This window comes from Blautia sp. SC05B48 (assembly GCF_005848555.1).
Taxonomy (GTDB): Bacteria; Bacillota; Clostridia; order Lachnospirales; family Lachnospiraceae; genus Blautia_A.
Genome location: NZ_CP040518.1, coordinates 2,125,010 through 2,149,506, shown reverse-complemented (window position 1 = coordinate 2,149,506; position 24,497 = coordinate 2,125,010). Strand labels below are relative to the sequence as shown.

The 24,497-nt window shown below is 45.5% G+C and carries 18 protein-coding genes and 3 pseudogenes; 4 read left to right on the top strand and 17 right to left on the bottom strand.

Annotated elements, in window-relative coordinates; genetic code table 11:
* Positions 1-130 precede the first annotated feature (130 nt).
* Positions 131-1,459 carry a threonine/serine ThrE exporter family protein gene (locus tag EYS05_RS09840; RefSeq protein WP_015526025.1) on the top strand — a complete coding sequence of 443 codons (1,329 nt, stop codon included), beginning with the start codon at positions 131-133 and terminating at the stop codon, positions 1,457-1,459.
* A gap of 95 nt (positions 1,460-1,554) precedes the next feature.
* On the opposite strand, the gene EYS05_RS09835 is transcribed toward EYS05_RS09840, so the two are convergent.
* Entirely contained in the window at positions 1,555-2,310 is a 756-nt protein-coding gene (locus tag EYS05_RS09835) for a DUF4866 domain-containing protein (RefSeq protein ID WP_173740795.1), read from the bottom strand.
* 15 nt (positions 2,311-2,325) lie between these two features.
* Positions 2,326-2,973: a YoaK family protein gene (locus tag EYS05_RS09830; protein WP_118752824.1), complete on the bottom strand. Its 648-nt coding sequence runs from the start codon at positions 2,971-2,973 to the stop codon at positions 2,326-2,328.
* Between the two features lie 166 nt (positions 2,974-3,139).
* Between EYS05_RS09830 and EYS05_RS09825 the strand changes: the two genes are divergently transcribed.
* Positions 3,140-4,018 carry a LysR family transcriptional regulator gene (locus tag EYS05_RS09825; protein ID WP_015526026.1) on the top strand — a complete coding sequence of 293 codons (879 nt, stop codon included), beginning with the start codon at positions 3,140-3,142 and terminating at the stop codon, positions 4,016-4,018.
* Positions 4,019-4,046: 28 nt separating this feature from the next.
* Here EYS05_RS09825 and EYS05_RS09820 read toward each other — a convergent pair whose 3' ends face one another.
* Positions 4,047-4,874: a PRD domain-containing protein gene (locus EYS05_RS09820; RefSeq protein ID WP_138277715.1), complete on the bottom strand. Its 828-nt coding sequence runs from the start codon at positions 4,872-4,874 to the stop codon at positions 4,047-4,049.
* A gap of 239 nt (positions 4,875-5,113) precedes the next feature.
* A complete protein-coding gene (locus tag EYS05_RS09815; RefSeq protein WP_138277093.1) occupies positions 5,114-7,366 on the bottom strand; it encodes a PTS transporter subunit IIABC in 2,253 nt (750 codons plus the stop codon).
* 445 nt (positions 7,367-7,811) lie between these two features.
* On the opposite strand from EYS05_RS09815, the gene EYS05_RS09810 reads away from it, so the two are divergent.
* Positions 7,812-9,533, top strand: coding sequence for an ABC transporter ATP-binding protein (locus EYS05_RS09810; RefSeq protein ID WP_138277092.1), 1,722 nt, complete (start codon positions 7,812-7,814; stop codon positions 9,531-9,533).
* A 148-nt stretch (positions 9,534-9,681) separates the two neighbouring features.
* Here EYS05_RS09810 and EYS05_RS17510 read toward each other — a convergent pair whose 3' ends face one another.
* The 6 genes and pseudogenes from EYS05_RS17510 to nhaC form a co-directional block, all read right to left on the bottom strand.
* The gene (locus tag EYS05_RS17510; protein ID WP_021650455.1) at positions 9,682-10,125 is read right to left on the bottom strand and encodes a hypothetical protein; all 444 of its coding nucleotides are present in this window, start codon (positions 10,123-10,125) and stop codon (positions 9,682-9,684) included.
* Positions 10,112-10,903: a ParA family protein gene (locus EYS05_RS09800; protein WP_015526030.1), complete on the bottom strand. Its 792-nt coding sequence runs from the start codon at positions 10,901-10,903 to the stop codon at positions 10,112-10,114. The genes EYS05_RS17510 and EYS05_RS09800 overlap by 14 nt, the downstream gene beginning before the upstream one ends.
* A gap of 201 nt (positions 10,904-11,104) precedes the next feature.
* Positions 11,105-11,305: pseudogene (locus tag EYS05_RS09795) on the bottom strand (sugar ABC transporter permease); the annotation flags it as partial.
* A gap of 35 nt (positions 11,306-11,340) precedes the next feature.
* Positions 11,341-12,501 carry a beta-aspartyl-peptidase gene (iadA, locus tag EYS05_RS09790; RefSeq protein WP_015526031.1) on the bottom strand — a complete coding sequence of 387 codons (1,161 nt, stop codon included), beginning with the start codon at positions 12,499-12,501 and terminating at the stop codon, positions 11,341-11,343.
* 53 nt (positions 12,502-12,554) lie between these two features.
* Positions 12,555-13,046 carry an amidohydrolase family protein gene (locus tag EYS05_RS09785; protein WP_015526032.1) on the bottom strand — a complete coding sequence of 164 codons (492 nt, stop codon included), beginning with the start codon at positions 13,044-13,046 and terminating at the stop codon, positions 12,555-12,557.
* A 5-nt stretch (positions 13,047-13,051) separates the two neighbouring features.
* Complete coding sequence (gene nhaC / locus EYS05_RS09780; protein WP_015526033.1) at positions 13,052-14,497, bottom strand: Na+/H+ antiporter NhaC; 1,446 nt, start codon at positions 14,495-14,497, stop codon at positions 13,052-13,054.
* Positions 14,498-14,833: 336 nt separating this feature from the next.
* Here nhaC and EYS05_RS18205 point away from each other — a divergent pair.
* Positions 14,834-15,061, top strand: a pseudogene (locus EYS05_RS18205) (IS1634 family transposase); the annotation flags it as partial.
* A gap of 149 nt (positions 15,062-15,210) precedes the next feature.
* On the opposite strand, the pseudogene EYS05_RS09770 reads toward EYS05_RS18205, so the two are convergent.
* The 7 genes and pseudogenes from EYS05_RS09770 to EYS05_RS18200 all read right to left on the bottom strand — a co-directional run.
* Positions 15,211-16,539: pseudogene (locus EYS05_RS09770) on the bottom strand (IS1182 family transposase); the annotation flags it as partial.
* 389 nt (positions 16,540-16,928) lie between these two features.
* On the bottom strand, positions 16,929-18,104 hold the full coding sequence (mmsB, locus tag EYS05_RS09765; protein ID WP_092070224.1) for a multiple monosaccharide ABC transporter permease: 1,176 nt from the start codon (positions 18,102-18,104) through the stop codon (positions 16,929-16,931).
* A 4-nt stretch (positions 18,105-18,108) separates the two neighbouring features.
* The gene (mmsA, locus tag EYS05_RS09760) at positions 18,109-19,647 is read right to left on the bottom strand and encodes a multiple monosaccharide ABC transporter ATP-binding protein (RefSeq protein ID WP_044960730.1); all 1,539 of its coding nucleotides are present in this window, start codon (positions 19,645-19,647) and stop codon (positions 18,109-18,111) included.
* An 85-nt stretch (positions 19,648-19,732) separates the two neighbouring features.
* Positions 19,733-20,761, bottom strand: coding sequence for a multiple monosaccharide ABC transporter substrate-binding protein (chvE, locus tag EYS05_RS09755; RefSeq protein WP_243119302.1), 1,029 nt, complete (start codon positions 20,759-20,761; stop codon positions 19,733-19,735).
* 308 nt (positions 20,762-21,069) lie between these two features.
* Positions 21,070-22,149 (bottom strand): sugar ABC transporter substrate-binding protein, encoded by a 1,080-nt coding sequence (locus EYS05_RS09750; RefSeq protein WP_243119082.1) that lies wholly within the window; start codon positions 22,147-22,149, stop codon positions 21,070-21,072.
* Positions 22,150-22,154: 5 nt separating this feature from the next.
* Positions 22,155-23,753 carry a response regulator transcription factor gene (locus EYS05_RS09745; protein ID WP_138277090.1) on the bottom strand — a complete coding sequence of 533 codons (1,599 nt, stop codon included), beginning with the start codon at positions 23,751-23,753 and terminating at the stop codon, positions 22,155-22,157.
* Positions 23,731-24,492: a histidine kinase gene (locus tag EYS05_RS18200; RefSeq protein ID WP_330575421.1), complete on the bottom strand. Its 762-nt coding sequence runs from the start codon at positions 24,490-24,492 to the stop codon at positions 23,731-23,733. Before EYS05_RS18200 ends, EYS05_RS09745 begins: the two co-directional genes overlap by 23 nt.
* Between the last annotated feature and the right edge of the window lie 5 nt (positions 24,493-24,497).

Below are 24,497 nucleotides of genomic sequence, written 5' to 3'. Positions count from 1 at the left end.
TACTGTCAGATTTTATTTCATCTACACTTGACTTTTTCAGAATAATGGCTACAATATATCTGATTATAGTTATTATATATATTTATAATAGCAACTATATGATTTTAATATATAGAAAGAAGTGATTTCTATGTCAGATATTCTAATCAAACGTAATCATATGGAAATCCCCTGGCACAACTACGTAAGCGCCAGGAACAACCAGCCCATCACCGAAGCTTCTCTTTCCGAAAAAGCTTCCCTGATCGGCCGTACAGGCATGATGCTTCTCTCCTGTGGGACCGGTGCCTGGCGGGTACGGAGTTCCATGAATACATTGTCAGAAGCACTTGGTATCACCTGTTCCGCAGATATCGGACTGATGTCTATAAGCTACACCTGCTTTGACGGTGAGAGCAGTTTTTCCCATGCACTTAGTCTGACTACCACCGGCGTAAATACTTCCAGACTGAACAGGCTGGAACATTTTGTCAGTGATTTTCCTGCGGAGGGTATCCATATGAGCGGTGAAGCACTGCACAGTCAGTTAGATGAGATCGAGCGGATCCACGGGCTTTATTCCCCTGCATCCCTGGGACTGGCTTCTGCACTGGCCTGTGGTGCATTTACTTTTCTTCTGGGCGGTGGCCCGCTGGAAATGATCCTGGCTTTTGCAGGCGCAGGCATCGGAAACGCCATCCGCTGCAAGCTTGGCAAGCATCATTTTACTCTGTTTATGTGCATTGCAGTTTCTGTTTCCTCTGCCTGTCTTGTATATGCAGGCTTCCTGAAGCTGGCAGAGCTTCTGTTCCACATTTCCGTCCAGCATGAGGCCGGATACATCTGTTCCATGCTGTTTATCATTCCAGGCTTTCCGTTTATCACAAGCGGGATCGACCTTGCCAAGCTGGATATGCGTTCCGGTCTGGAACGACTGGCCTACGCCATTATTGTTGTAATGGTGGCTGCTGTCTCTGCCTGGCTAATGGCACTGCTTCTTCATCTGAAACCTGTGGATTTCCTGCCTCTGGAGCTTTCGGCAGCTCAGAGGATCCTGTTCCGGCTTCTGGCAAGCTTCTGCGGGGTATTCGGCTTTTCGGTCATGTTCAACAGCCCTGTCCGTCTAGCCGCAGCTGCCGCTTTCATCGGTGCACTGTCCAACACACTCCGGCTGGAACTTGTTGATCTTGCCGGTTTTCCACCTGCTGCCGCAGCTTTTCTCGGAGCACTGACCGCCGGACTTCTGGCCTCCCTCATCAAAACAAAAGTGGGATATCCCAGAATTTCCATTACCGTACCATCCATTGTGATCATGGTCCCGGGGCTTTATCTCTACCGGGCGATCTACAATCTGGGGATCATGTCCCTGAATGTTTCCGCCTCCTGGTTTGCAGCTGCGATCCTGATCATCGTTGCTCTTCCCCTGGGCCTTATTTTCGCCAGGATCCTTACGGACAAAATGTTCCGCTACTGCACCTGATGGGCATACAAAAAGGACTGCTTTCTGTAGCTTCCGGTCATCAGCTATCCTTCTGATAACCGGAGCAATACAAAAGCAGTCCTTTTTTGTACATTCTATTTCATTACGATCTCATCAGCGATCCCGATCATTTTTTCCAGGCGGTCCGCAAATTTATGGATGGGGAGAAAAACGCCCAGTCCGTCATAACGTTTTCCACCATCCTCCACAGAATCCTGCCCATAATACACAAAAGCTCTTGGAAGCTTCTTCTGAATTGCCATCATGATATCCCATACAGCCGCATAGGCCTGTGCCTCCGTTTCTTTTTCCTTTACGCTGTCCGGAAGCTCATACACCAGCAGCACACCGATATGTTCGCCCATTTTGTACTCTTCTACTTCCATGGTATCTTCATCATAGGCATGGCGCTTCCGGTAGCCATACGCCAGATACATCTTTACACCAGGTTTCTCCCTGTATATCCTGCGAAATCGGTCGTAATCCCTGTCACTTACATGGATTCCCTTTTCCCGCAGAAAATTTCCTTTTTCATCTGTGAGAAATACCGGATTCTCCTGTCCATCTGCATTGAACCTGAACGGTGCCAGAAAAGAATTTCGCAGAAGATCAAACATACTGTTCTGGCAGATCGCCATAAGGAGAGCTGTCAGATCACGGTTTTTATATGCGTCCAGCAATGCATAGGCGAATTTTTCCGGAGGAAGATATCCGCATTCTATGTCTGTATCCGCATCCATGGATTCATAGAAGGTCTCCGTCAGCCGTCTGCACGCCTCCGGATCCTTCAGGATCTTTTCAAATAAAAGCTCCGCCTTTTCCTCTCTTGGGAATAATGTGCTGTTTTCCACAATTCCTCACCCTTTCTAATCTCTATGTTTACTGGAAAACATCAGAATAAAGCTGATCAGAAGCAAAACATCCGATACCCAGATTGCCGGGATCCCCAGCCTCATGGACAGATTTCCTCCGCCACCGGCTCCAATGGCAAAAAAGAAAATTATTCCGAAATAATAAAGAGCCTGCTTCAACTGTTCCGGACGTTTTTCACGACAATACACGGACAACGCCGCCGTGCCGCTTCGTAAATTTCCGATGCACATGGTGCTTGCATAGGAATAACCGCCCACCTTCCGGAAGGTCTGTACCTGCATGGCGCAGGAAAAGGATACCAGTACGGTTGCTAGCATATCCAATTCTCCCGGCATAAATCCCACCGCAAAAAGGATCAGGATCTCGATCAGCAGGATCATCTGCCTCCAGTGAAGTTTTTTTGCATATTTAAAGGTACTCTGGATCCGCTCCGCCGCTACAACACCAATGGCAAAGGCTAAAACAGGGAACAGGTACCTTAAGCCCTCTCCCCACTGTCCTGTCATAAAATTTTGGCTCATCAGAACCACGTTGCCTGTCTGGGCGTTGGAAAACACCTCATCTCTTGTAAAGTATGTGTAGGCATCCTGAAATCCGCCGGACATTGCCAGAAATACACTTGTGATAAAAGCTTCTGACATCTGCCGGTCTGCGCTCTGCAGCTTTCTGCCTCCTGAAACCACTCTAAATCACTCCTGTCATTGATTTTTTTCCTCGGGTGTATTATAGTTTGCTCAGAAGCAAATGTAAAAAGTATTATTAATATCGTAAACATATTAAAATCATATCACAGGATGGAGACAATACATGATCACTTACGACTACTACCGGATCTTTTATTATGTAGCCCAGTATAAGAGCTTTACCAAGGCAGCAAGAGCTCTTCACAACAATCAGCCAAATATCACCCGCTGTATGAACAACCTGGAGCAGGAGCTGAAATGTACGCTCTTTCTCCGCTCCAACAAGGGAATCGCACTTACACCGGAAGGCCGCCAACTTTATGAACACGTTGCCCTGGCTTTTGAGCAGCTGTCCATCGGCGAGGAGGAGATCCGCCAGAACGGAGAGCTGGAGCATGGTCTGGTTTCCATCGGCGCCAGCGAAAATGCCCTGCGTCTGATCCTTCTCGAAAAGCTGGAGCTGTTCCGCGAGCAATATCCCCATGTTCGCCTGCGCCTCTTTAACCATTCTACTCCTCAGGCAGTACAGGCACTGAAAAATTATGCGGTGGATTTCGCTATTGTCACCACTCCGATCTCCATCCGCAAACCTTTACAGAAAAAAAGTCTCCTGCGTTACCGGGAGATCCTTGTATGCGGAAGCAAATATAAGGATCTGACCACTGCCCCTATCAGCATCCATGAGCTTCAGGATCTGCCCTTTGTAGGTCTTGCGGAAGGGACCAGCACCAGAGAAATGTATATGAATTACTTTATGGAAAACCGTGTTTCTTTTCATCCTGACATCGAGGCAGCAACTACAGACCAGGTCCTTCCCATGATCGTCCACAATCTGGGAATCGGCTTTTACCCCGAGCCCCTTGCCCGGGAAGTGATCAATGACGGGAAGATTTTTGCCCTTCAGCTTAAGGAGCCGCTCCCTCAGAGAGAGGTCTGCTTAGTCACAAACAGCAGTACTGCCATGAGTACTGCTGTCAAAAAAGCTATTGAATTTATTGTGTAAATCCCTGAGGCGGATCAGCCATTTATATTTATTGCTCCACTGTCCGCTCAATATGCATGGCAAGATAACCGATCTCGATAGGGTCCAGCTTTTTCCCAAGGCTTTTGCCCAGACTCTCGCAGACATCCTCTGCGATTCTGTAGGATTCCGGATATTTTTCTTCTATATATTCATTCATATCCAGCTTCAGTGTCTCCCCTGTGGAGACACGGGCTACCATATATTTGATATGGTTCATCATACGGTTGTAGGACAGGGAGATCACATCGATCTTTCTTCCTGTGGCCATCTCGATCATGGCGATGCATTCCCGTACCGTTCTTGCTGTCTGCATGGCAACAGACACCTTTTCATCTCCAAGTGCTGAGTGAATATGAAGTGCCACATATCCCACTTCATGCTCGTCGATTTCAATATCCATCCGCTCCTTCAGGATCTTCTTCAACACCTCCGCCACCTTGAATTCGCTGTAAAAAAGCACCTTGATATCATCCGTCAGGGGATTGCTGATCTGCTCATGATTCCGGATACGTCCCACTGCAAAGGAAATATGATCAGCAAGGGGAAACAGGATCCTTCTGTCTATGGTATCCCCAAAGGTCTTCTCAGCTTCTCTCAATATCTCATCTGCGATCTCCAGAAATTCCGGTGCTACGCTCTTTGCCAGTTCTTTTGCTGAGCCACGTTCTGTCTCCTGAGCCAGCCTGTAAAGGGTACAGTCTGCCGGAGCCTCAAAACGCTGGCTGACCTTCTTTCCAAATCCCACACCTTTTCCCAGAAGCACATATTCCTGGTTTTCTTCCATATCTATGGCAATGATGCCGTTATTGTTCAATACCTTGCTCACTCTGTACATCTTTTTCCCCACCATTTTTATATATCCTGCTGCTTTTCCACATTCCACCACTGTCTGCCCCGGATTTTCAGTCAACATTTTTGTCTGCAGCTATCGATTTTCTTTATCGTAACAGAATCTGTCTTTTGTGTAAAGTCCTTCTGACGGACAGTTATTTTCTTTGCCACAGGAAAAGCGCGCCCGGGCATTAGGCGCGCTTTTCACAAAACCAATCATCTATATTATTGCTGAAAAATTTCTTATTCTTCCACAGTCTCTACTGCGAACAGCGGCTCTCCTGCCTTGATCTCTCCATTGGCAAGAAGGCGTACTCTCTGATTATCCTCGATCTCTGTGCAAAGGATCGGAGAACATAAGGACGGAGCGTTTTCTGTAAGATATGGGATGTCGATCTTCATCAACGGCTCGCCTTTTTTCACATGCTGTCCCTGCTCTACCAGAATCTCAAAGCCTTTTCCTTCCAGCTTTACAGTGTCAATTCCGATATGGAGAAGCATTGGAAGATCTGTATCTGTCTGGAATCCGATAGCATGCTTTGTGTCAAAAATAAACTCTACCTCGCCGTCTTCCGGAGCACAGATCACCGGGTCCTTCGGTGTGACTACCGCACCCTCTCCCATCATTCCTTCCGCAAAGCCTTCATCCGGCGCTGTGGAAAGGTCTGCGGCGATACCGGTTACCGGGCTGTAGACAATCGCTGTTCTGAGAACCTTTTTCTCCGGCTGCGTGTTGGCTTCGGATGTCGGAGCTGTGTTCTGAACAGCCTCACCTGTACTTTCTGCTGTACGCTCTGTATCCGACTGAGCCTGATTTTCCGCATTGTCTGTTTCTTTCTCATTTGCACCTTCAAAATATTCATTCGGCGCTGTCTCCAGATAATCCTCCAGCTTGGATTTGATCACAGTTACCTGGGGACCGTAGATGATCTGCACGCCCTGGCCTTTTTTCACGATTCCTCTGGAGCCTGTTGTTTTCAGAATGTCGTCGTTAACTCTTGCTGCATCATGGACGGTGATACGGAGTCTTGTTGCACAGCAGTCCACATCACTGATGTTTTTCTTTCCGCCAAGACCGGCTGTGATGGCTTCACTTACCGGATCTGCGGATGTGCTTCCTGCTGTTTCACCGGCTTTTCCGACTTCTTTTCTCGCGTTTACATCTGCTTTTGTATAAAGCTTTGTTTCTGTGTCGTCATCCTCACGTCCCGGAGTCTTGAAGTTGAACTTTTTGATCAGGAAGGTGAAGATCACATAATAGAGAATAAAGTAAATGATACCTACCGGGATAATCCTGAGCCAGCTTGTCTTTGCATTTCCCTGAAGGATCCCGAACAGGAACAGATCAAGGAAACCGCCGGAAAAGGTAAGTCCTACTGCAATGTTCAGCATATGTGCGATCATATAAGCCGCGCCTGCAAGAACAACCTGTACCGCAAACAATGCAGGAGCTACAAACAGGAAAGAGAACTCCAGTGGCTCTGTGATTCCTGTAAGCATACATGCAAGGGCTGCGGAAAGAAGAAGTCCGCCTGCTGCTTTTTTCTTCTCAGGCTTTGCACAGCGGTACATGGCAAGAGCTGCTCCCGGAAGACCGAAGATCATGAAAATGAACTCTCCTGAAAAATATCTTGTTGCATCTGCGCTGAAATGCGCTACATTTGCGGAATCTGCAAGCTGGGCGAAAAAGATGTTCTGTCCGCCCTGTACCATCTGGCCTGCAACCTCCATAGTCCCGCCAACGGCTGTCTGCCAGAATGGCATATAAAATACGTGATGAAGTCCGAAGGGGATCAGCGCACGTTTGATAATACCGAAGATCAAAGTTCCGATATAGCCGCTGCCTGTTACAAGACCGCCCAAAGCATAAATACCGTTCTGGACTGCCGGCCATACGAAATACATCAGGATTCCCACAAACATATATACAATGGTGGAAATGATGGGCACAAATCTGGAACCACCGAAGAAGGAAAGTGCGTTTGGAAGCACGATCTTATGAAAACGGTTGTGCAGAGCCGCAACACCAAGGCCGACGATAATACCGCCAAACACACCCATCTGTAAGGACTGGATGCCGCAGACAGATGTTACAGTACCTTCCAGAACGCTTTTTGCGATCTGTCCGTCTGCTGTGATCTTACCATTTACTACCAGCATACCATTGATGGCTACATTCATAACGAAGTAAGCAATCAGTGCAGAAAGAGCTGCTACCTCTTTCTCTTTTTTTGCCATACCGATGGCCACACCTACTGCAAAGATCAGCGGCAGGTTATCAAATACCGCGCTTCCGACTTTGTTCATAATGATCAGGAGTGCATGTAAAATCGTTCCGTCTCCCAAAAGCTTCTGAAGTCCGTAGGTTGCAATGGTTGTTTCATTTGTGAAGGAACTGCCGAATCCAAGAAGCAGGCCTGCCACAGGAAGGATTGCTATGGGAAGCATAAAGGAACGTCCCACGCGCTGCAAAACTCCGAAAATCTTGTCTTTCATGTTCTCTCTCCTTTTCTTTCGACGTTTTGGAGCGGGAGTCTTTTAAGTGGGCAACAAAAAAAAGACACCAACCCCCATAAACGTCAAATAAAAATAATAACATTTATGACTGGTTAATGCCTGCTTATCAGTTACACACCAAATCTGAAATACACTATACGGGTTTTGTTCTTCTGTGTCAAGGAGTAATTTGATTTTTTCCAAAAAAGATATCTCCTCATATCACTATCCGCTCCGTTGCCAACAATCCCTCGCGGAATATTTCCTGTGAACAGCAGCCATATAGTTTCTATTCTCAGAAAGTATGCAGAAACGAAACAGACCTGAAATTCACTTATCTTGACTTTATTCTTACTTATGATAAGATAAACATAGAATGTCCGGCAGCAATGTTTTTTGCTCAGACAACACTATACATTTCATAAAAACGGAGGTACTTTTTCCGATGAATACCATCAAGAAATTCATCCACTACTACGGCCCGTACAAAGCGGTCTTTTTTATTGACCTGATCTGTGCAGCCGTTATCAGTCTGGTAGATCTTGCCTATCCCCAGATTCTTCGTACTATGACAAAAACTCTCTTTACACAGGATAAGGATATTATTCTTCATGCCCTCCCTGTGATCGCAGCTTCTCTTTTTGTTATGTACATCGTGCAGAGTCTCTGCAAATATTATGTAACCTATCAGGGACATATGATGGGTGCAAAGATGGAACGTGATATGCGCCGGGAGCTTTTTGACCATTACCAGGAGCTGTCTTTTTCCTATTACAGCAGGAATAATTCCGGTCAGATGATGAGTAAGCTGGTCAGTGACCTTTTTGACATTTCCGAGTTTGCACATCATGGTCCAGAGAATCTTTTTATCTCCCTGGTAAAGATCGTCGGTGCTTTTATCTTCCTGTTCTTTATCAACAAAAAACTTGCACTGCCGCTGATCCTCCTGGTGATCGTGATGTTTGTGTTTTCCTTCCGCCAGAATGCAAAAATGCAGGAAACCTTCATGGAAAACCGTCGTAAGATCGGAGATGTAAATGCCAGTCTTCAGGATACGCTTTCCGGAATCCGCGTGGTACAGTCCTTCGCAAACGAGGACATCGAGCGTGCCAAATTTAAGAAAAGCAATGAGGCGTTCCTTATTTCCAAAAGAGATAATTATCACTGCATGGGAAGCTTCATGAGTTCCAATCTTTTCTTCCAGGGCATGATGTACCTGGTAACTCTTGTTTACGGCGGCTATCTGATCGCTCAGGGTGAAATGCAGACTGCAGATCTTGCCATGTATGCCCTGTATATCGGAATCTTTATCAGCCCCATCCAGATCCTGGTGGAACTTGTGGAAATGATGCAGAAGGGTCTTTCCGGTTTCCGCCGTTTCCTGGATGTGATGGAAACAGAATCCGAGATCAGGGATGCAGACAACGCTGCAGAGCTTACGGACGTGAAAGGACATGTGCGTTACGACCATGTTTCTTTTCATTACAGCGATGATGAAACTCCTGTGCTCTCCGATATCTCTATTGATATCCCGGCAGGAAAATCCATTGCCCTGGTGGGACCTTCCGGAAGCGGAAAAACCACGATCTGCTCTCTCCTGCCCAGATTTTATGATGTGATCGGCGGTTCCATTACTGTAGACGGAAAGGATATCCGCGGGCTGACTCTTAAGAGCCTTCGAAGCCAGATCGGTATGGTACAGCAGGATGTCTATCTTTTTGATGGAACCATCAAGGATAATATTGCCTATGGAAAGCCCGGAGCTTCCGATGAGGAGATCATCAAAGCCGCCAAATGTGCGAGTATCCATGACTTTATCATGGAGCTGCCGGATGGATACGATACTTATGTGGGAGAACGTGGCACACGCCTTTCCGGCGGACAGAAGCAGCGAATCTCCATTGCACGTGTATTCCTTAAGAATCCTCCGATCCTGATCCTGGATGAGGCCACCAGCGCTCTGGATAACGAAAGCGAACGTTGGATTCAGAAGAGTCTGGAGGAACTTTCAAAAAATCGTACTACCATTACGATCGCGCACCGGCTTTCTACGATCCGTGATGCGGATGAGATCATTGTGATCACGGAGGAGGGTATCGCCGAAAGAGGCACTCATGCTGAACTGCTTGAGAAGAATGGATTGTATGCTGCATATTACAATATGTAGAAAGATACGAGGGAGGCGCTTCGCTGTCCCACTGAGATTTTTATAGGGCAAAATAAAAGGCTGCTGTATACCTTATCAATAGTGATATAGATATATAGCAGTCTTTTTATTTGTCAATTACTATCTTTTCAAAAAATTCAATCAAAGATTACAGCAGATAAACCGGAAGCTCGTCTTTAATTCCTACTGGCTGGTTGTTGTCCGGCTCATCTTTCTTTGGGGTGAGGAATTTGGCCTGGAGTTCGTCGGCGTTTCCTCCGCTGATCACGTTCTGGGCTACAGTTCCTGTTGTTTCTGCTGCAGCTGTTTTCTTTGCTGCGGTTTTACGTGCTGTTGTTTTTCTGGTAGTGGTTTTCTTTGCTGTTGTTTTTGTTGCGGCTGCTTTCTTTGCTGTGGTCTTCTTTGCAGGAGCTTTGGCTGCTGTTTTCTTTGCTGTAGTTTTTTCTGCCGCTTTTTCAGCTGTTTCAGCTTTTACCTCTGACGGCTTCTCTGCTGCTTTAACCTCAGCCTCTTTTACCTCTGTTTTTGTTTCTGTTTTGGATGCTTTTTCTGCATTTACTGCTCTTGCGATGCTTGCTTTACCTACTGACACGATTCATTACCTCCTCTGCCAATGCTATGTACTCTTTTGCGCTGCGGCTGCTTTTTTTGAACTCCACAACTGGTTCACTGCTGTCCTGGGACCATTCGATGGAGCTGTCTACACGGATAAAAGATTCGAAAAGATAGATTCCTTCCATTTCTTTCAGTGTTTCCATAGTCTGTTTGAAATAATTCTTTCTGGCATCTGCCTTGGTTACTACGATTCCCAAAACCTTTAAATCCGGAGCGATCTCCCTGACTTCATTGAGGAAATCAAACATATTTGCAAGACCAAACATACCCCACGGACTTGCCTCTACCGGAACAAGAACATAATCGGATGCACATAAAATATTCATCACCCAGCCGCCAAGAGTAGGCGGTGCATCAATGAGAATGTAATCGTACACTCCGGAATCTTTAACCTTCTGCAGACATTTCCGCAGGATAAACTCTCTCTGCCATTTTGTAAAAAGCTCATATTCCACGGAGCTCATCAGCGTAGACGACGGAACCAGATCCAGATTCTCATACTTCGTATGCACGATAAAATCGCTGAGATCCGACTGATGACCGATAGCATAGTAGAGATTCTTTTCCCCTGCTGCCATCTCAAGCACTTCTTCCTCCGAAAAAAAAGAAAGGGAAAGATTCAGCTGCATATCACCGTCTACCATCAGTACCTTCTTACCCATGCCGGCCAGTGCCGCTCCCACATTGGAACAGCTGGTGGACTTTCCGCTGCCGCCCTTATTATTTGCAAAACAGATCGTTACTGTATTTCCCATTACAGCCTCCCGACAACATAATTTCGTATTTTCTGTCACTTGCCCTTATTATAATATAACGTTCTCCTAAAAACAAGCACATCCCCCATAAAACCACGAAAACCGACAAAATAACCTCACATAAAACAACAGTATATACACCCAAAAACAGCAGGTTCCGGATCACTCCGAAAACCTGCTGTCCTGATTCGCTGACTATTATTATTTTACGATAAAAGATTTTCTCTTGCTGACAACATCGAAGATAACCGCTGCCAGAAGAACCATACCTTTAACAACCTTCTGGATATTCTGGTCAATACCCATGATACTCATGCCAAGATTCAGAACACCCATCAGAAGTGCACCAATGATAACACCAGGAACTGTACCGGTACCACCATAAGCAGAAGCACCACCAATAAGTCAATCACAGTCCTTCTCCTGTATGTTTTTCCTTACTGCTCGAATCTGCCCTTCATCTTCACTTCCTGCTCCCACACAGCGACCTTGCCGCGGGCAAACAGGCTGTTGATGTTGAGATTCTCATCCAGTACCAGAAGGTCTGCGTCTGCGCCTTCCGCTACACAGCCCTTGATTCCTTCTTTGCCAAGGAGTACGGCCGGAGTGCTGGTCAGAAGCTGTAAGGCATCCTCCAGCGGCATGCCCTCTCTTACCAGGATCTGGATGGTACGGTGCAGATACTTCGGGGACGCGTAGGTCAGGCCAATGCACTCGCCCTCTTCGTTGAAGCGCGGCTGGCTTCCGAACGCGTCACTGGACATGGTTACATGATCCAGGCTCACATCTTCGCGGTGCAACAGCTCATAGAGCTTCAGAGCATCGGATTCGACCTCCACATCATCGGCGCCGGCGGTGCAGTCAATGTAGCCGCCACGGCGCACCAGATCCGCGCCGGCATCAATCAGTCCAGGATTGCGTAAGATGTGGGTCGGCAGCAGGTTCTTGGCTGGAACGTCGGAATGATCCAGCACATAGAAAATCGGATCCAGTCTTCCCTCTCCGTCACCCATGTGCATGGTTACCAGGCCAGGGGTATTGCTGAGTAAGCCGGCTCTGCGCGCTGCAGTAGCCAGCGCGATCAGCTCTTCTCCGCCTGGGTTGGAGCTTCTGTGGTCCGATACCGCTACCTTCACACCGATCATCGGTGGAACCAGGATGATATCGCGCTCTACACTTCCGGTCAGGGTGGTCGGCGGGTAACCATAGGAACTGGTCAGAGTGTACACGGTCATGCCCTCTTCGGTCAGGGCGCGAGCTTTTGCGACCAGATTTTCCACACTGCGGGTTACGCCATCGGTTCCCAGAAGTCCGACTACCGTGGTAATACCATTTTTGAAGAATTCACTGAGCTGGGATTCCGGTACACGGGATGCCGGCCCCTGCTCTCCGCCGCCGCCTGTGATATGCACGTGCATGTCAATGTAAGCCGGAACAACGGTCTTTCCCTCCAGATCATAGGTTTCCACTCCCGGAAGTCCCTCATATCCCTCAATAGTATCCTGCATCAGAAGGATTTTTTCCCCCTCAATAAGGATATCTTTCTTTCCCAGTTTCTCCGGTGCGTACACATTCGCGTTTTTCAGTAACTTGATCATAATGTCAATTCTCCTGTCTCTTTCTTTTCCGCTTTTCTATTTCAAAGCTTCTGTCAGTCTGTCTCAAAGGTGCCTTTTACCAGTGCTTTTCCATACTCCACCATTTTCTGTCCACGGACAAATACCGTATCTACCAGAAATTCCTCATCCAGGATCACAAGATCCGCGTCGCTGCCCGGACGGATGCAGCCCTTTTTCGGGAATAATCCGTTGGCTCTGGCCGGGTTCTCCCCGCAGATGCGGATGGCTTTTTCCACCGGAACCCCTGCCTTTACAGCATCACGCACTTCCTCATGCAGGGAAGAAAGCCGTGTAACCAGAAGCTTTGCGCCGCCCCCGCCAATCACATGAACATGCTGGTCCACATAACCAGGAATTACCATTTTTCCATCTGCAGAAACAACTTCCACCGGAGCAGAAAGTTCCGGTGGATCGATGTGTTCTGCCACAGAAAATACTTTTTCATCTACGATCAGGATATCACGGATTCCTTTTGGATCCGGATCATACAGATTCGCGTTTTTAATCAAAAGCACTCTGGACATCGTATTTAGTTCTCCTTTTTCTTCTCATCATCGAGCTTGGCAATACCAAATCCGGTAAAGCCCCAGATGATTGCAAAAATCCAGCCGGTGTAGCACAGGATTGCCCATGGAAGGTAATCCAAAGTCTCTACGCCAAGGGTGGAAGCCATGTAAGCACCTGCTGCGGACCACGGGATCAGCGGTACAACTACGGTACCGGCATCCTCAAGGGTTCTGGACAGGTTCTTTGCCGCAAGCCCGCGCTCTTTGTAAGCGTCACGGAACATCTCGCCCGGAATCAGAATGGCAAGGTAAGAGTTACCGGTGGTCAGTGCCATGGTAATGCAGGCTGCAACGGTTGCGGTGATCAGCGCACCGGTACTCTTTGCCACGCTTAAGATCTTCTGGAGTACCACATCCAGACAGCCAGCCCGGCTCATGATACCTGCGAAGCAGAATGCGCAGAATACCAGAAGTGTGGTGCTCATAATGCCGTTCATACCGCCGCGGTTTAACAGCTTGGTTACGGCCTCGGAACAGGTCTCGGTGTCAAATCCTGCACGGTGGATCATGGATACATCAAAACCGTTTACGGTTGCCTTTAACACATCTCCTAACGCTACGTGCTGAATGAAGACACTCTCCAAGCCTGCTACAAAAGTAGAAAGAAGCATAACCGGAATGGTTGGCTTCTGAAGCAGGGAGCCGCCCAGCACGATCACTACCGGAATGATGATCAGCAGGTTCCAGCTGTACATGGAAGAAAGCTGGCTTAATAAAGTAGTAACGGTGTCAGAAGTAATATCTGCGCTTACATCTGCGTTCATACCAACAATGGCATATACCACCAGGGAAACGATGGTTGCTGGGACAGTGGTGTAGAACATATGTCCGATATGCTCATACAGTGTGCTGCCTGCCGCGATCGGAGCCAGGTTTGTGGTATCGGACAGCGGAGACATCTTGTCACCAAAGTAGGAACCTGCGATGCAGGCGCCTGCAGTAGCCGGAAGGGATACGCCAAGGGCGCTTGCGATTCCCATCAGGGCAACACCCATGGTTGCAACGGAACCCCAGGAGGTACCGGTAACAACCGAAACCACTGCCTCGATCAGGAACGCGGTAACCAGCATGAATTTCGGGTTTACGATCTGGACGCCGTAATAAATCATCATCGGAATGGTACCGGATGCCATCCAGGTACCAACCATAGCGCCAACACATACAAGAATCAGGATGGCAGGCATGCCCTTTGCGATCTTGGTGCAGATCTCATCCATCATCTCATCCCAGGTAATGCCTACACGGAACGCGATAAATGCTGCGATTGCAGCTACCATGATCAGAAGCGGCTCTGTGCTGTAGCCGAATACGCCTTTTCCGATGGTAAGGATCAGGAGCATTGCGACGATCGGTGTGATCGATTCCGCAAAAGTGGGCAGACGTTTGGCCCGTTCTTTCTTTTCTTTCATTTGTAGTTTCTCCTTTTAGCCTCCTTCGTGACAGTTTCACATTTTATCACGGCAGAGTATTAAGATTTGGACTTATTATATCAGAAAAGATAACGGGCAACAACTAAAACTTTATATTTTTTTATTTTCTTGTTACACGGGAGTTTGACACATTGAAATTCAAAAAAGTACCGCAAAGCCTTGAAACAGGCTTATTTTTTTGTCAAATTTTTATTTTTATTATATAGTAATATTTAGTGATATGTACTATAACAGTGGAAGCGGTAATTATTGTGCGTATAACAACATCAAAATCAAAAAATTCCGAGTCCTTTTATATCACTCAGTCCTATACAAATCCGGTTATTAAACCGCGCTTTGAAAGGAACTTATACTACAGAACAATTGCTCCATATTTTAAAAGACATAAAATTTGCAGATGTAGAAGAACAGGGTTTCATGCCGGTATATGAACGTCAGAAAATCACTGACGATCTCCACGAAACCTGTGGATTCAGAACAGACTATCAATTCATAACAAAACGGAAAATGAAAGGAATTCAGAAAAAAAGTAAGCGGAGATAAAACATTACTATGTTTCGTGTATGCAGATAAAAGTGCCACACCCCTTGTATTTGAAGGGCACTGAAAAACTTCCATTTCTTCTTAAGTGGAAGTTTTTCTTTTATATTATTTTCAAATCTTTACTTAGGAAAATCATAAAAAGCTATGGTTTACTCCATAGCCAGCTCATCTAATCTTACTATTCGTTTTACATTTGCTGTAAATGCCGTAAAATACATTTGCAGATGCATAGCAAATAAACCTCTCGAATCTGCTTTACGCAAACCGTGAGCTTCCTTTAGTTCTCCATTCTTTTCTTCTATCCTGTGCCGAATCTTCATTCGCTCCTGAAAATATTCGCTTTCTTCAAATTTAAGCCTTTCAAGATTTTTCTCGCTTGCTTGCGTGATACTGTAGCTTCTTGTTTTAGCGTTTGATCTTCCTACACGGCATTTTTCTCTTTGGGGACATTTCCGACACGTTACTTTGCTAAATATATATCTTAAATAAGTATTCCCATTTTTTGCCGTTCTTTTTTCTACACGCGTGGAAAGCTCTCCGGCAGGACACTGCAGCATCCCAGCATCTTTATTAAAGCAGAAACCTTCCTCAAGGTTCCCGTTTGCTGCAGCAGCTACTGCTGTATTGGTTCTGGCAATCAATGTAATCTCTTTTCCGCAGACTTCCAGATTGTCATCACTGACATATGCCATATCGCCTATAACTTCTGTAACTTTTATTCCATTTTCCTTCGCGTTTTCTATCAGTTTTGGTAATTCCTGCCCATCTGGTGCTCCTCCATCTGTTACAGTGATCCCCGCAATGAGACGTTCTTCAGTCATCGCAAGATGATTCTTATATCCATAGAACGTACTGGTTGCCGTTTTATGTCCAAACCGTGCATCTTTATCATCTTTGGATCGGATCTCTTTGAGCCGCTCATCTTCTAGTAGTTCTTTCATTTCATGAGAAAGTTTCTGTATCTTTTTATTTCCACAGGATTTTATTCCTTCCTCCAGAACCTGGAGTAGTTCCCTAGTATAGGCAATTTCTTCATCCAGTCCTGCTTCCAAAGAGGGTTTCTCAGGAAATCGCTCTGATAATTCAAAAGCTGTTTTATAAACCTCTTTCCGAAGTTGTTTGCTCATATCCCGCAGAATCTGCGTTGGAGATTTTGCCCAGACAGAAGCAATTGTATGGGTGGAATCAACGATAATGGTTCCCGATTTGATCAGATTTTTATCCAAAGCCTGTTGAATGGTTTCTTTTAACATTTCTTCCAGAATATCTTCTGTAATACGAGTTTTTCTGAATTTTGTGAGAAGACTGGGATCTATCATTTTTGCTTCTGGTTCCAGGTCAAGGAAAAATTTATATGCCATGTCCGTCTGGGCGCTGCTAATCAGGGCTTCGTCAGAAAGATCGTACAGTTTTTTCAGGAAAAGCAGTTTAAACATCATTTCTGGTTCCTTTGCCGGGCGACCGAAATTTTCACAAAAAAGCCCAATTCTTTTTTAGAATCAGACTTTTTCAGTGCCCTTTTAAATATGGTTTTGATTTGGTTTTGTAGCATAAAAAAATCTCCTTGTAGTTGTATTTGCATCGTGCAGATGCTTCTTTAACTACAAGGGCCGCTCTCACTACTTCTAAAAACCAATCAGTAGTGAGAGCGGCCGCACATTTGAGTTGAAGTGTCAACCCCTATTTAGGGAAAAACTAAAAAAGAGGTTAGACCTCATGTATAAGATCTAACCTTGAAAATTAACTAAATGACATTGACCAGTGAACAGTAACAAAATAACCTTACATAAAACAACAGTATATACACCCAAAAACAGCAGGTTCCGGATCACTCCGAAAACCTGCTGTCCTGATTCGCTGACTATTATTATTTTACGATAAAAGATTTTCTCTTGCTGACAACATCGAAGATAACCGCTGCCAGAAGAACCATACCTTTAACAACCTTCTGGATATTCTGGTCAATACCCATGATACTCATACCAAGATTCAGAACACCCATCAGAAGTGCACCAATGATAACACCAGGAACTGTACCGGTACCACCATAAGCAGAAGCACCACCAATAAAACAAGCACCGATCGCATCCATCTCAAAGTTTGTACCAGCCTGCGGGTTGGAAGAATTCAATCTGGCCATTGTCACCATACCTGCGATAGCAGCCAGAAGACCCATGTTCAAGTAAGCAAGGAAATAAACTTTGTTCGTATCAATACCGGAAAGCTTTGTTGCCTTCTCATTACCACCAACTGCGTAGAAATAACGGCCTGTTGTAGTCTTGGAAGCAATGTATGTATAGATCGCGATGATCACTGCAACCCAGAGAAGAGAATTCGGGATACCTTTGTACTGAGCAAGTCTGAACATGAATGCAAGAACAACTACACAGATCAGAACCATCTTCACTGCAACACCACCGAAAGACTCAACACTGTAGCCTTTTTTTGCACGGTCTGCACGGTTTTTCATAACAAGTGCAACATAGACGATGCAGACAATAATGCCAACTACGAAACATGTTCTGTTAAATCCTTCACCTCCACCAAGGAAGTCCGGAATATAGTTATTGAACAGAGCCAGATAAGCATCCGGCATCGGGGCCAGGGTCTGTCCTTCCAGAACTACGTTGGAAAGGCCACGAAAAGCAAGCATACCTGCCAGAGTAACAATAAATGGAGGAATTCGTACATAAGCGATCCAGAATCCCTGCCATGCACCAATGGCAATACCCACAAGAAGCATCACGATCATAGTGAGATACGGGTTCATACTGTTGAGAACCATCATCTTACCACCGACAGCAGCAACAAAGCATACAACAGAACCAACTGACAGATCGATGTTACCACCTGTTAAAATACAGAACAGCATACCGGTTGCAAGAATAAATACATATGCATTCTGGGCTACCAGGTTATTTACATTCTGCGGAAGAAGCATAACGCCCTTTGTGTTCACAGAAAACATGATCACAACAAATACCAGAACAATGACCATGGTATATTTTTTTAATATTTCTGAAAAACTAATCTTTTTCTCCATCTTCTTACTCTCCTTTACCTGACTTCACGATCCTGGACATGATCAGCTCAGATGTAGCTTCCTCACCACTTACCTCTCCTACGAATCTGCCCTCGTTCATGATATAGATTCTGTCTGACATTCCAAGCACTTCCGGAAGCTCAGAAGAGATCATGATCACAGATTTTCCTGCTGCGACCAGGTCATTGATGATACAGTAGATTTCATATTTGGCTCCTACGTCAATACCTCTTGTAGGTTCATCCAAGATCAGAATATCCGGCTCTGCAAACATCCATTTTGCAAGAAGGACCTTCTGCTGATTACCACCGCTCAGGTTTCCGACATTCTGCTCAACTGTCGGACACTTGGTTTTCAGTTTCTTCCTGTATTCCTCAGCAACTGCGTATTCTTTATCCGTATCGATCACTTTTCCATTACTGATACCAGACATGTTTGCAAGCGTAGTGTTCATCTTTATGGACTTGGAAAGGATCAGCCCGTTTCCTTTTCGATCCTCTGTAACATAAGCAAGCTTGTTGTCGATGGCTTCCTGAACTGTATTCAGCTTCACTTCTTTTCCGTTCATGAACACCTGTCCAGAAATTTTAGTTCCATAGCTCTTGCCAAAAATACTCATAGCCAGTTCTGTACGTCCTGCTCCCATCAGTCCTGAAATACCGACAACCTCTCCTTTATGTACTTTAAAGGATACGTTATTTACCACCTTACGTTCTGTATACAGCGGATGATAAACATTCCAGTTTTTAATCTCCATGGAAACATCGCCGATCTTTACATTTGGACGTTTCGGGAACCGATCTGTCATCTCACGTCCAACCATTCCCTGAATGATCCTCTGCTCAGAAAAATCGTCTTTCTTTTTATCCAGTGTTTCAATGGTAGATCCATCTCGGATAACTGTGATCTTATCTGCTACATAGGAGATTTCATTTAATTTATGGGAAATGATGATAGAGGTCATTCCCTGCTTCTTGAATTTCAGAAGAAGATCCAGAAGAGCTTTGGAGTCATCTTCATTCAGTGATGCGGTAGGCTCATCCAGAATGAGCAGCTTTGCATTCTTTGCAAGTGCCTTTGCGATCTCAACCAACTGCTGCTTACCTACACCAATATCCTTGATCAAAGTTCTGGAGGATTCCTCCAGTCCTACTATTTTCAAATATTTATCTGCTTCTCCATAAGTTTCATTCCAGTTGATGGAAAAGCTTTTGCCTCTTTCATTACCCAGATACATGTTCTCCCCGATGGTCATGTACGGGATCAGAGCAAGTTCCTGGTGGATGATTACAATTCCTTTATGTTCACTGTCTTTGATAGTGTTAAACTTACAGATCTCACCATCATAAATAATATTTCCTTCATACGAACCGTACGGATAAATACCACTTAATACATTCATCAATGTAGATTTACCGGCACCGTTTTCACCTACCAGTGCGTGGATCTCGCCTTCCTCGACCTGGAGATTAACATTATCCAGTGCCTTTACACCTGGGAAAGTTTTGGTGATATTTTTCATTTCCAGAAGTATCTTAGCCAACTCAATTTCCCTCCCTTTCCACTGTTCATGCAGGCGGTTATATTCCCCGCCTGCATGTGATAAATTTCTTTCTTAAAAATTCTGATTATTTGATCTGATCCTCTGTGTAGTATCCGGAGTCGATCAGGATCTCTTTGTAGTTATCTGTTGTAACAACAACCGGATCGCAAAGGTATGTCGGGATGACACCGGTTCCATTGTCATAGGACTTGGTATCATTAACTTCCGGCTCCTCACCTTTCATAATGGAGTCAACCATTTTTACTACTGCGGAAGCAAGAGCTCTTGTATCTTTAAATACAGACATTGCCTGTTTTCCAGCTACAAGGTTCTTAACGTTCGGTGTATCACAGTCCTGACCGGTGATGATCGGATATTCTCCTGTGTAGGAAGCTGCCAGTGCATTCTCAACACCAAGTGCCGTGGAATCATTGGAGCAGAGAACTGCGTCAAGATTTGTTCCGTCAGAGTAGTTACCTGCGATGATGGTATCCATTCTGTCCTGTGCTTTTGCACTATCCCAGTTTGCGGTAGCAACCTGCTCGAACTCTGTCTGTCCGGATTTTACTACCAGCTTACCGTCATCGATGTATTTCTGGAGAACATCCATTGCACCACCGAAGAAGAAGTTACAGTTGTTATCACCAGGATCTCCTGTGAACAGCTCGATGTTAAACGGTCCATCCTGATTATCAAGATCCAGTGCGTCTACCAGGTACTCGCCCTGTTTCTGACCTACTTTGTAGTTATCAAATGTTGCATAATAGGAAACTGCATCAGAATTCATAAGAAGACGGTCATAGGAGATAACCGGAATTCCTTTTTCTTTGGCCTGTTTCAGTGGCTCGCCAAGGCTGCTTCCGTCGATGGATGCCACAACCAGAAGGTCACATCCGTTTGCTACCTGGTTCTCAAGCTGGGAAACCTGTGTGCTTACATCGTTGGATGCATACTGAAGGTCTACCTCATATCCTGCTGCCTCCAGCTCTTTCTTCATGTTCTCGCCATCCTGGTTCCATCTCTGGAGATCCTTGGTCGGCATGGTAACACCGATCAGTTTCTTGTCTGCTGCCTGTGCTGTTGCTGTCGGAACTACCACCATACCAGCTACCATTGTTGCGCAAAGAAGTGCAGATACCATTTTTCTTTTCATTGTAAAATCCTCCGTTTCATTATTTGTTTTTTGAATCACGTTTCCTTCGATGATGTTACTATAGCACAGGACTGTCTGGACATAGTTGGCAATGACAGAGACATTTTTTTGCAAAAGAAAAATGCCCTGCATCAGGCAAGACATTTTTGCACCAAAAATCTGCTATTGATTTTTGTCATAATTGTGTATTATTGCACATATGGCTACACTGCCACATTACTTGCAGAATTTCACCACCACATATATGCCGGTATGCAATCTGTTCTGCATTACTCTGTATCATAATCTGTATTGAGATATACTTCATCCCTTCTGTGGAAACCGCCGTCAATGATCACCTCATCAATATTATCCCTTGTAACGGCAACCGGTTCCAGCACCTTCGCCGGGATATCGTAGCTTCCATCGTTCATGGTATCTGTCACATCTGACGGAAGCTTTCCCTCTTCTGCCATCTTCACCGCATATTCAGCTGCCTGGCATGCCAGATCTTCGATAGATTTAAATGCTGTCATGTACTGGGTTCCTTCTACAATACGCTGACATGCAGCCAGATCACCATCCTGGCCTACCACGATCACCTGTCCGGCAAGCTGGTTTTCCGCAAGAACCTGTATCACCTGGCTGGCAATATCATCATTTCCACACATGATTCCCTTTACATCGGGGTACTCTTCCAGTGCCTCCTCCACATAATCTGCTGCCAGCTCCGCGACCCAGCCCTCACAGTTGGCTTCGTAAACCACCTTCAGATCACTGTTTTTCAGAGTGTCTTCAAATCCCTCTTTTACCATGTCCACATTGTTATCTGAAGCAGATCCCTGGACCATAAAAATCTTTCCGCCATCAGGGATCGCTTCCATCATGGACTGTGCCATGACCTCTCCGACTTTCCGGTTATCAAAGGAAATATACATGTCTGTATCCGCATCATTTACCATACGGTCATAGGAGATCACCCTGATCCCTACATTGTGGGCACGCTCCACAGCCTCAGATAATGCCTTGCAGTCTCTGGCAATGATCACGATCACATCCATATGCTTCTTGATAAAATAGTCGATCTGGCTGATCTGCTCTTTTGTATCTGCTCCCGCATCCTGAACATTCACTTCCGCTCCCAATTCCCTTGCGGTTGCCACGAATGCATCCCTGTCACAAATCCACCTCTCAATAACAAAGGAATCCACTGTAAGACCGATCTGAATTTTCTTTTCACCACTGTCTTCCTCTGTATCGTTTTCCTGTGCAGCTGTCTGCTTTGTTTTTTCGGAAGCACAGCCATTCAGCATCAATGTCAACAGACACAGCAAGATCAACAGCTTCCTGATCATTTTCCCCCCGCTCATATTGTCTACCTCAACCTCTCTCTGAATTCACTTGGTGTCACGCCTTCGTATTTTTTGAATATCCTGCTGAAATAATTGGGGTCGCTGTATCCGGATTCCGCACAGATCTCCTTGATGGAAAGCCCTGAATCCTTGAGAAGTTCTCTTGCATTCCGAAGCCGCACTTCTGTAAGATACTCGATAAAATTTCCTCCGGTCTCCTGCTTAAAAAGCTTGCTGAAATAATAAGGGCTGATATCCACCTCCCGTGACACCTCATCCAGTGAAATATCTTTTTTGTAATTGTCCCGAATATAGGACTTTGCTTTTTCGATAATAGAAACCGCTTCTTTTTCCCTTGCAATTTCCATGTTACTGCAGATTTCTGATGTTTTGCCCAGGAACCATTTTTTCATTCCTTCTATATCTGTATATTCCTGGATCTCATGAATATAATTTCTGCGGCAGCTGATCGCATATTTCACGGTACCTGCAAAAAAGGCCTTTTTTTCCACTCCCATCACAAGCTCCAGGATCTTGATGCGCATGTCCTCCAGATCTACTCCCGGCTGCTTCTCCATCCACCTGATAAATTCCTCGGCACAGCTTAAAGCTCCTGCCACATCCTTATCCATCACCCGCTTTTCATAGCGACGTTCCAGATCTCTTGGATATTCGCCGTCATATTTCTGTGCAGCCGGAACATCCTCAATATGTATCACATGGCTGGTGCTTTCCCGAAGTGCGATCATAGCCTCCTTGAAGGATTCTTTCATGGTGCTTCCCATCTCCTTCACCCGGCCGATACCACAGCGAAATTTACTGTCGATCCTGCTTTCCAGCTTATGTACCATGTTTCTGGTTCTTGTTACAACCTCCACACGTTCCTCATAGGACTCCCTGGAATTACGGTGCGGAACAAGCAGTACAATACGGTTTCCCATAATGGGTCCTACCAGACATTCAAAAAATCCCTGAGCGATTTCCCGGAATGTGGAATAAAATTTGTTTGCCTTCACACTGGCCCCCACCGCATTGGTAAGAACGCCATTTTCTGTGGAATCCCCGAATTCAGCCACGATCATATATCCATATTCTTCCCGGATATCCAGAAGCTCCCTGTAATTATCCTGATATGTCTGAAAATCATCCTGCAGAAGAATATTATTGATATATCCGCTCTCGATCATGGGTACAACTGTCTCCAGCTTTTCACGGATACGGAGATCATCGCTTCGCTTCTGTCTTGTGGAATCTACCTTTTCCATAGCTTTGGAGCATATTTCCAGAATCACCTTTTTGTTTACCGGCTTGGTAAGAAATTCCATAACTCCAAGATTTACCGCTTCCTTGGCATAATTAAATTTATCATAGGCTGTAATGATCACAAAGACCACAGATCTGTTAAATTTCTGAATTTCCCGGATTGCCTGGATCCCACTTAAGCCCGGCATCTGAATGTCCATAAAGCAGATATCCGGCGGATATTTCTCCGCCTCCTCCACAACCACACGGCCTGTCTTGGCTGTATGGATCTCACATTCATTTCCATAGTTGGAACTTATAATATTTTTCAGGGATTCCAGCATGATCCCCTCATCATCAGCAATCAGGATTCTGTACATTTTTTTCGCTCCTCTCCAGAGGAATATTGATCACTACCTCTGTTCCCATTCCTTCACCTTCACTGTATATTTCCATTAATCCGTCCCGCTCATAATACAGTTCCAGACGGCTGATCACATTATTCATTCCGATTCCCGTGGAATCACCCTCGCCTGAACTGCTGTGGACTTTTTTTGACAGTACTCTTTGTATCTGTTCTCCGGTCATGCCCAGTCCGTTATCCCGAACACTGATCTCAATATGGTCGTTCCATTTCTCCACACTGAGATCAATATGTCCTTCCCAATCTATATTCCGGATTCCATGATTGACTGCGTTTTCCACAACCGGCTGCAGGATCATACTGGGAACACGTACATTTTCCACATCACATTCCACTTTTTTTGAAAAATGGATGTCCCCGGCAAACCGTACATTCAGAATATAAATGTAATTGTCCACAGCCTCCAGTTCTTCCTCCAGTGTGGCATCTTCCTCACCCTTCTTTACATTGTAGCGAAAAAAATCTGCCATCTTTTCCACAAAGATACTGGTTTTTTCTGCATCCTCCATCATTGCAAGCTGTACTCCTGCATTCAGGGAATTAAAAAGGAAATGCGGGTTGATCTGAGACTGGAGATACTTAAGCTGTGCCTCCTTGAGATGTGTTTCCATCAAAAGCTCCCTCTCTATCATCTGCTGTTCTTTTTCCATGCTGGCCTTTGTCCTGGCAATGTAAAGACCAAGATTATCCACCATGGTAT

Coding starts and splice junctions, on each gene's coding strand:
- EYS05_RS09840 (WP_015526025.1), top strand. CDS start 131: ATGTCAGATATTCTAATCAAACGTAATCATATGGAAATCCCCTGGCAC.
- EYS05_RS09830 (WP_118752824.1), bottom strand. CDS start 2,973: ATGTCAGAAGCTTTTATCACAAGTGTATTTCTGGCAATGTCCGGCGGA.
- EYS05_RS09825 (WP_015526026.1), top strand. CDS start 3,140: ATGATCACTTACGACTACTACCGGATCTTTTATTATGTAGCCCAGTAT.
- EYS05_RS09820 (WP_138277715.1), bottom strand. CDS start 4,874: ATGTACAGAGTGAGCAAGGTATTGAACAATAACGGCATCATTGCCATA.
- EYS05_RS09815 (WP_138277093.1), bottom strand. CDS start 7,366: ATGAAAGACAAGATTTTCGGAGTTTTGCAGCGCGTGGGACGTTCCTTT.
- EYS05_RS09810 (WP_138277092.1), top strand. CDS start 7,812: ATGAATACCATCAAGAAATTCATCCACTACTACGGCCCGTACAAAGCG.
- EYS05_RS09800 (WP_015526030.1), bottom strand. CDS start 10,903: ATGGGAAATACAGTAACGATCTGTTTTGCAAATAATAAGGGCGGCAGC.
- iadA (WP_015526031.1), bottom strand. CDS start 12,501: ATGATCAAGTTACTGAAAAACGCGAATGTGTACGCACCGGAGAAACTG.
- EYS05_RS09785 (WP_015526032.1), bottom strand. CDS start 13,046: ATGTCCAGAGTGCTTTTGATTAAAAACGCGAATCTGTATGATCCGGAT.
- nhaC (WP_015526033.1), bottom strand. CDS start 14,497: ATGAAAGAAAAGAAAGAACGGGCCAAACGTCTGCCCACTTTTGCGGAA.
- mmsB (WP_092070224.1), bottom strand. CDS start 18,104: ATGGAGAAAAAGATTAGTTTTTCAGAAATATTAAAAAAATATACCATG.
- chvE (WP_243119302.1), bottom strand. CDS start 20,761: ATGGTAGCTGGTATGGTGGTAGTTCCGACAGCAACAGCACAGGCAGCA.
- EYS05_RS09750 (WP_243119082.1), bottom strand. CDS start 22,149: ATGAGCGGGGGGAAAATGATCAGGAAGCTGTTGATCTTGCTGTGTCTG.
- EYS05_RS09745 (WP_138277090.1), bottom strand. CDS start 23,753: ATGTACAGAATCCTGATTGCTGATGATGAGGGGATCATGCTGGAATCC.
- EYS05_RS18200 (WP_330575421.1), bottom strand. CDS start 24,492: ATGGTGGATAATCTTGGTCTTTACATTGCCAGGACAAAGGCCAGCATG.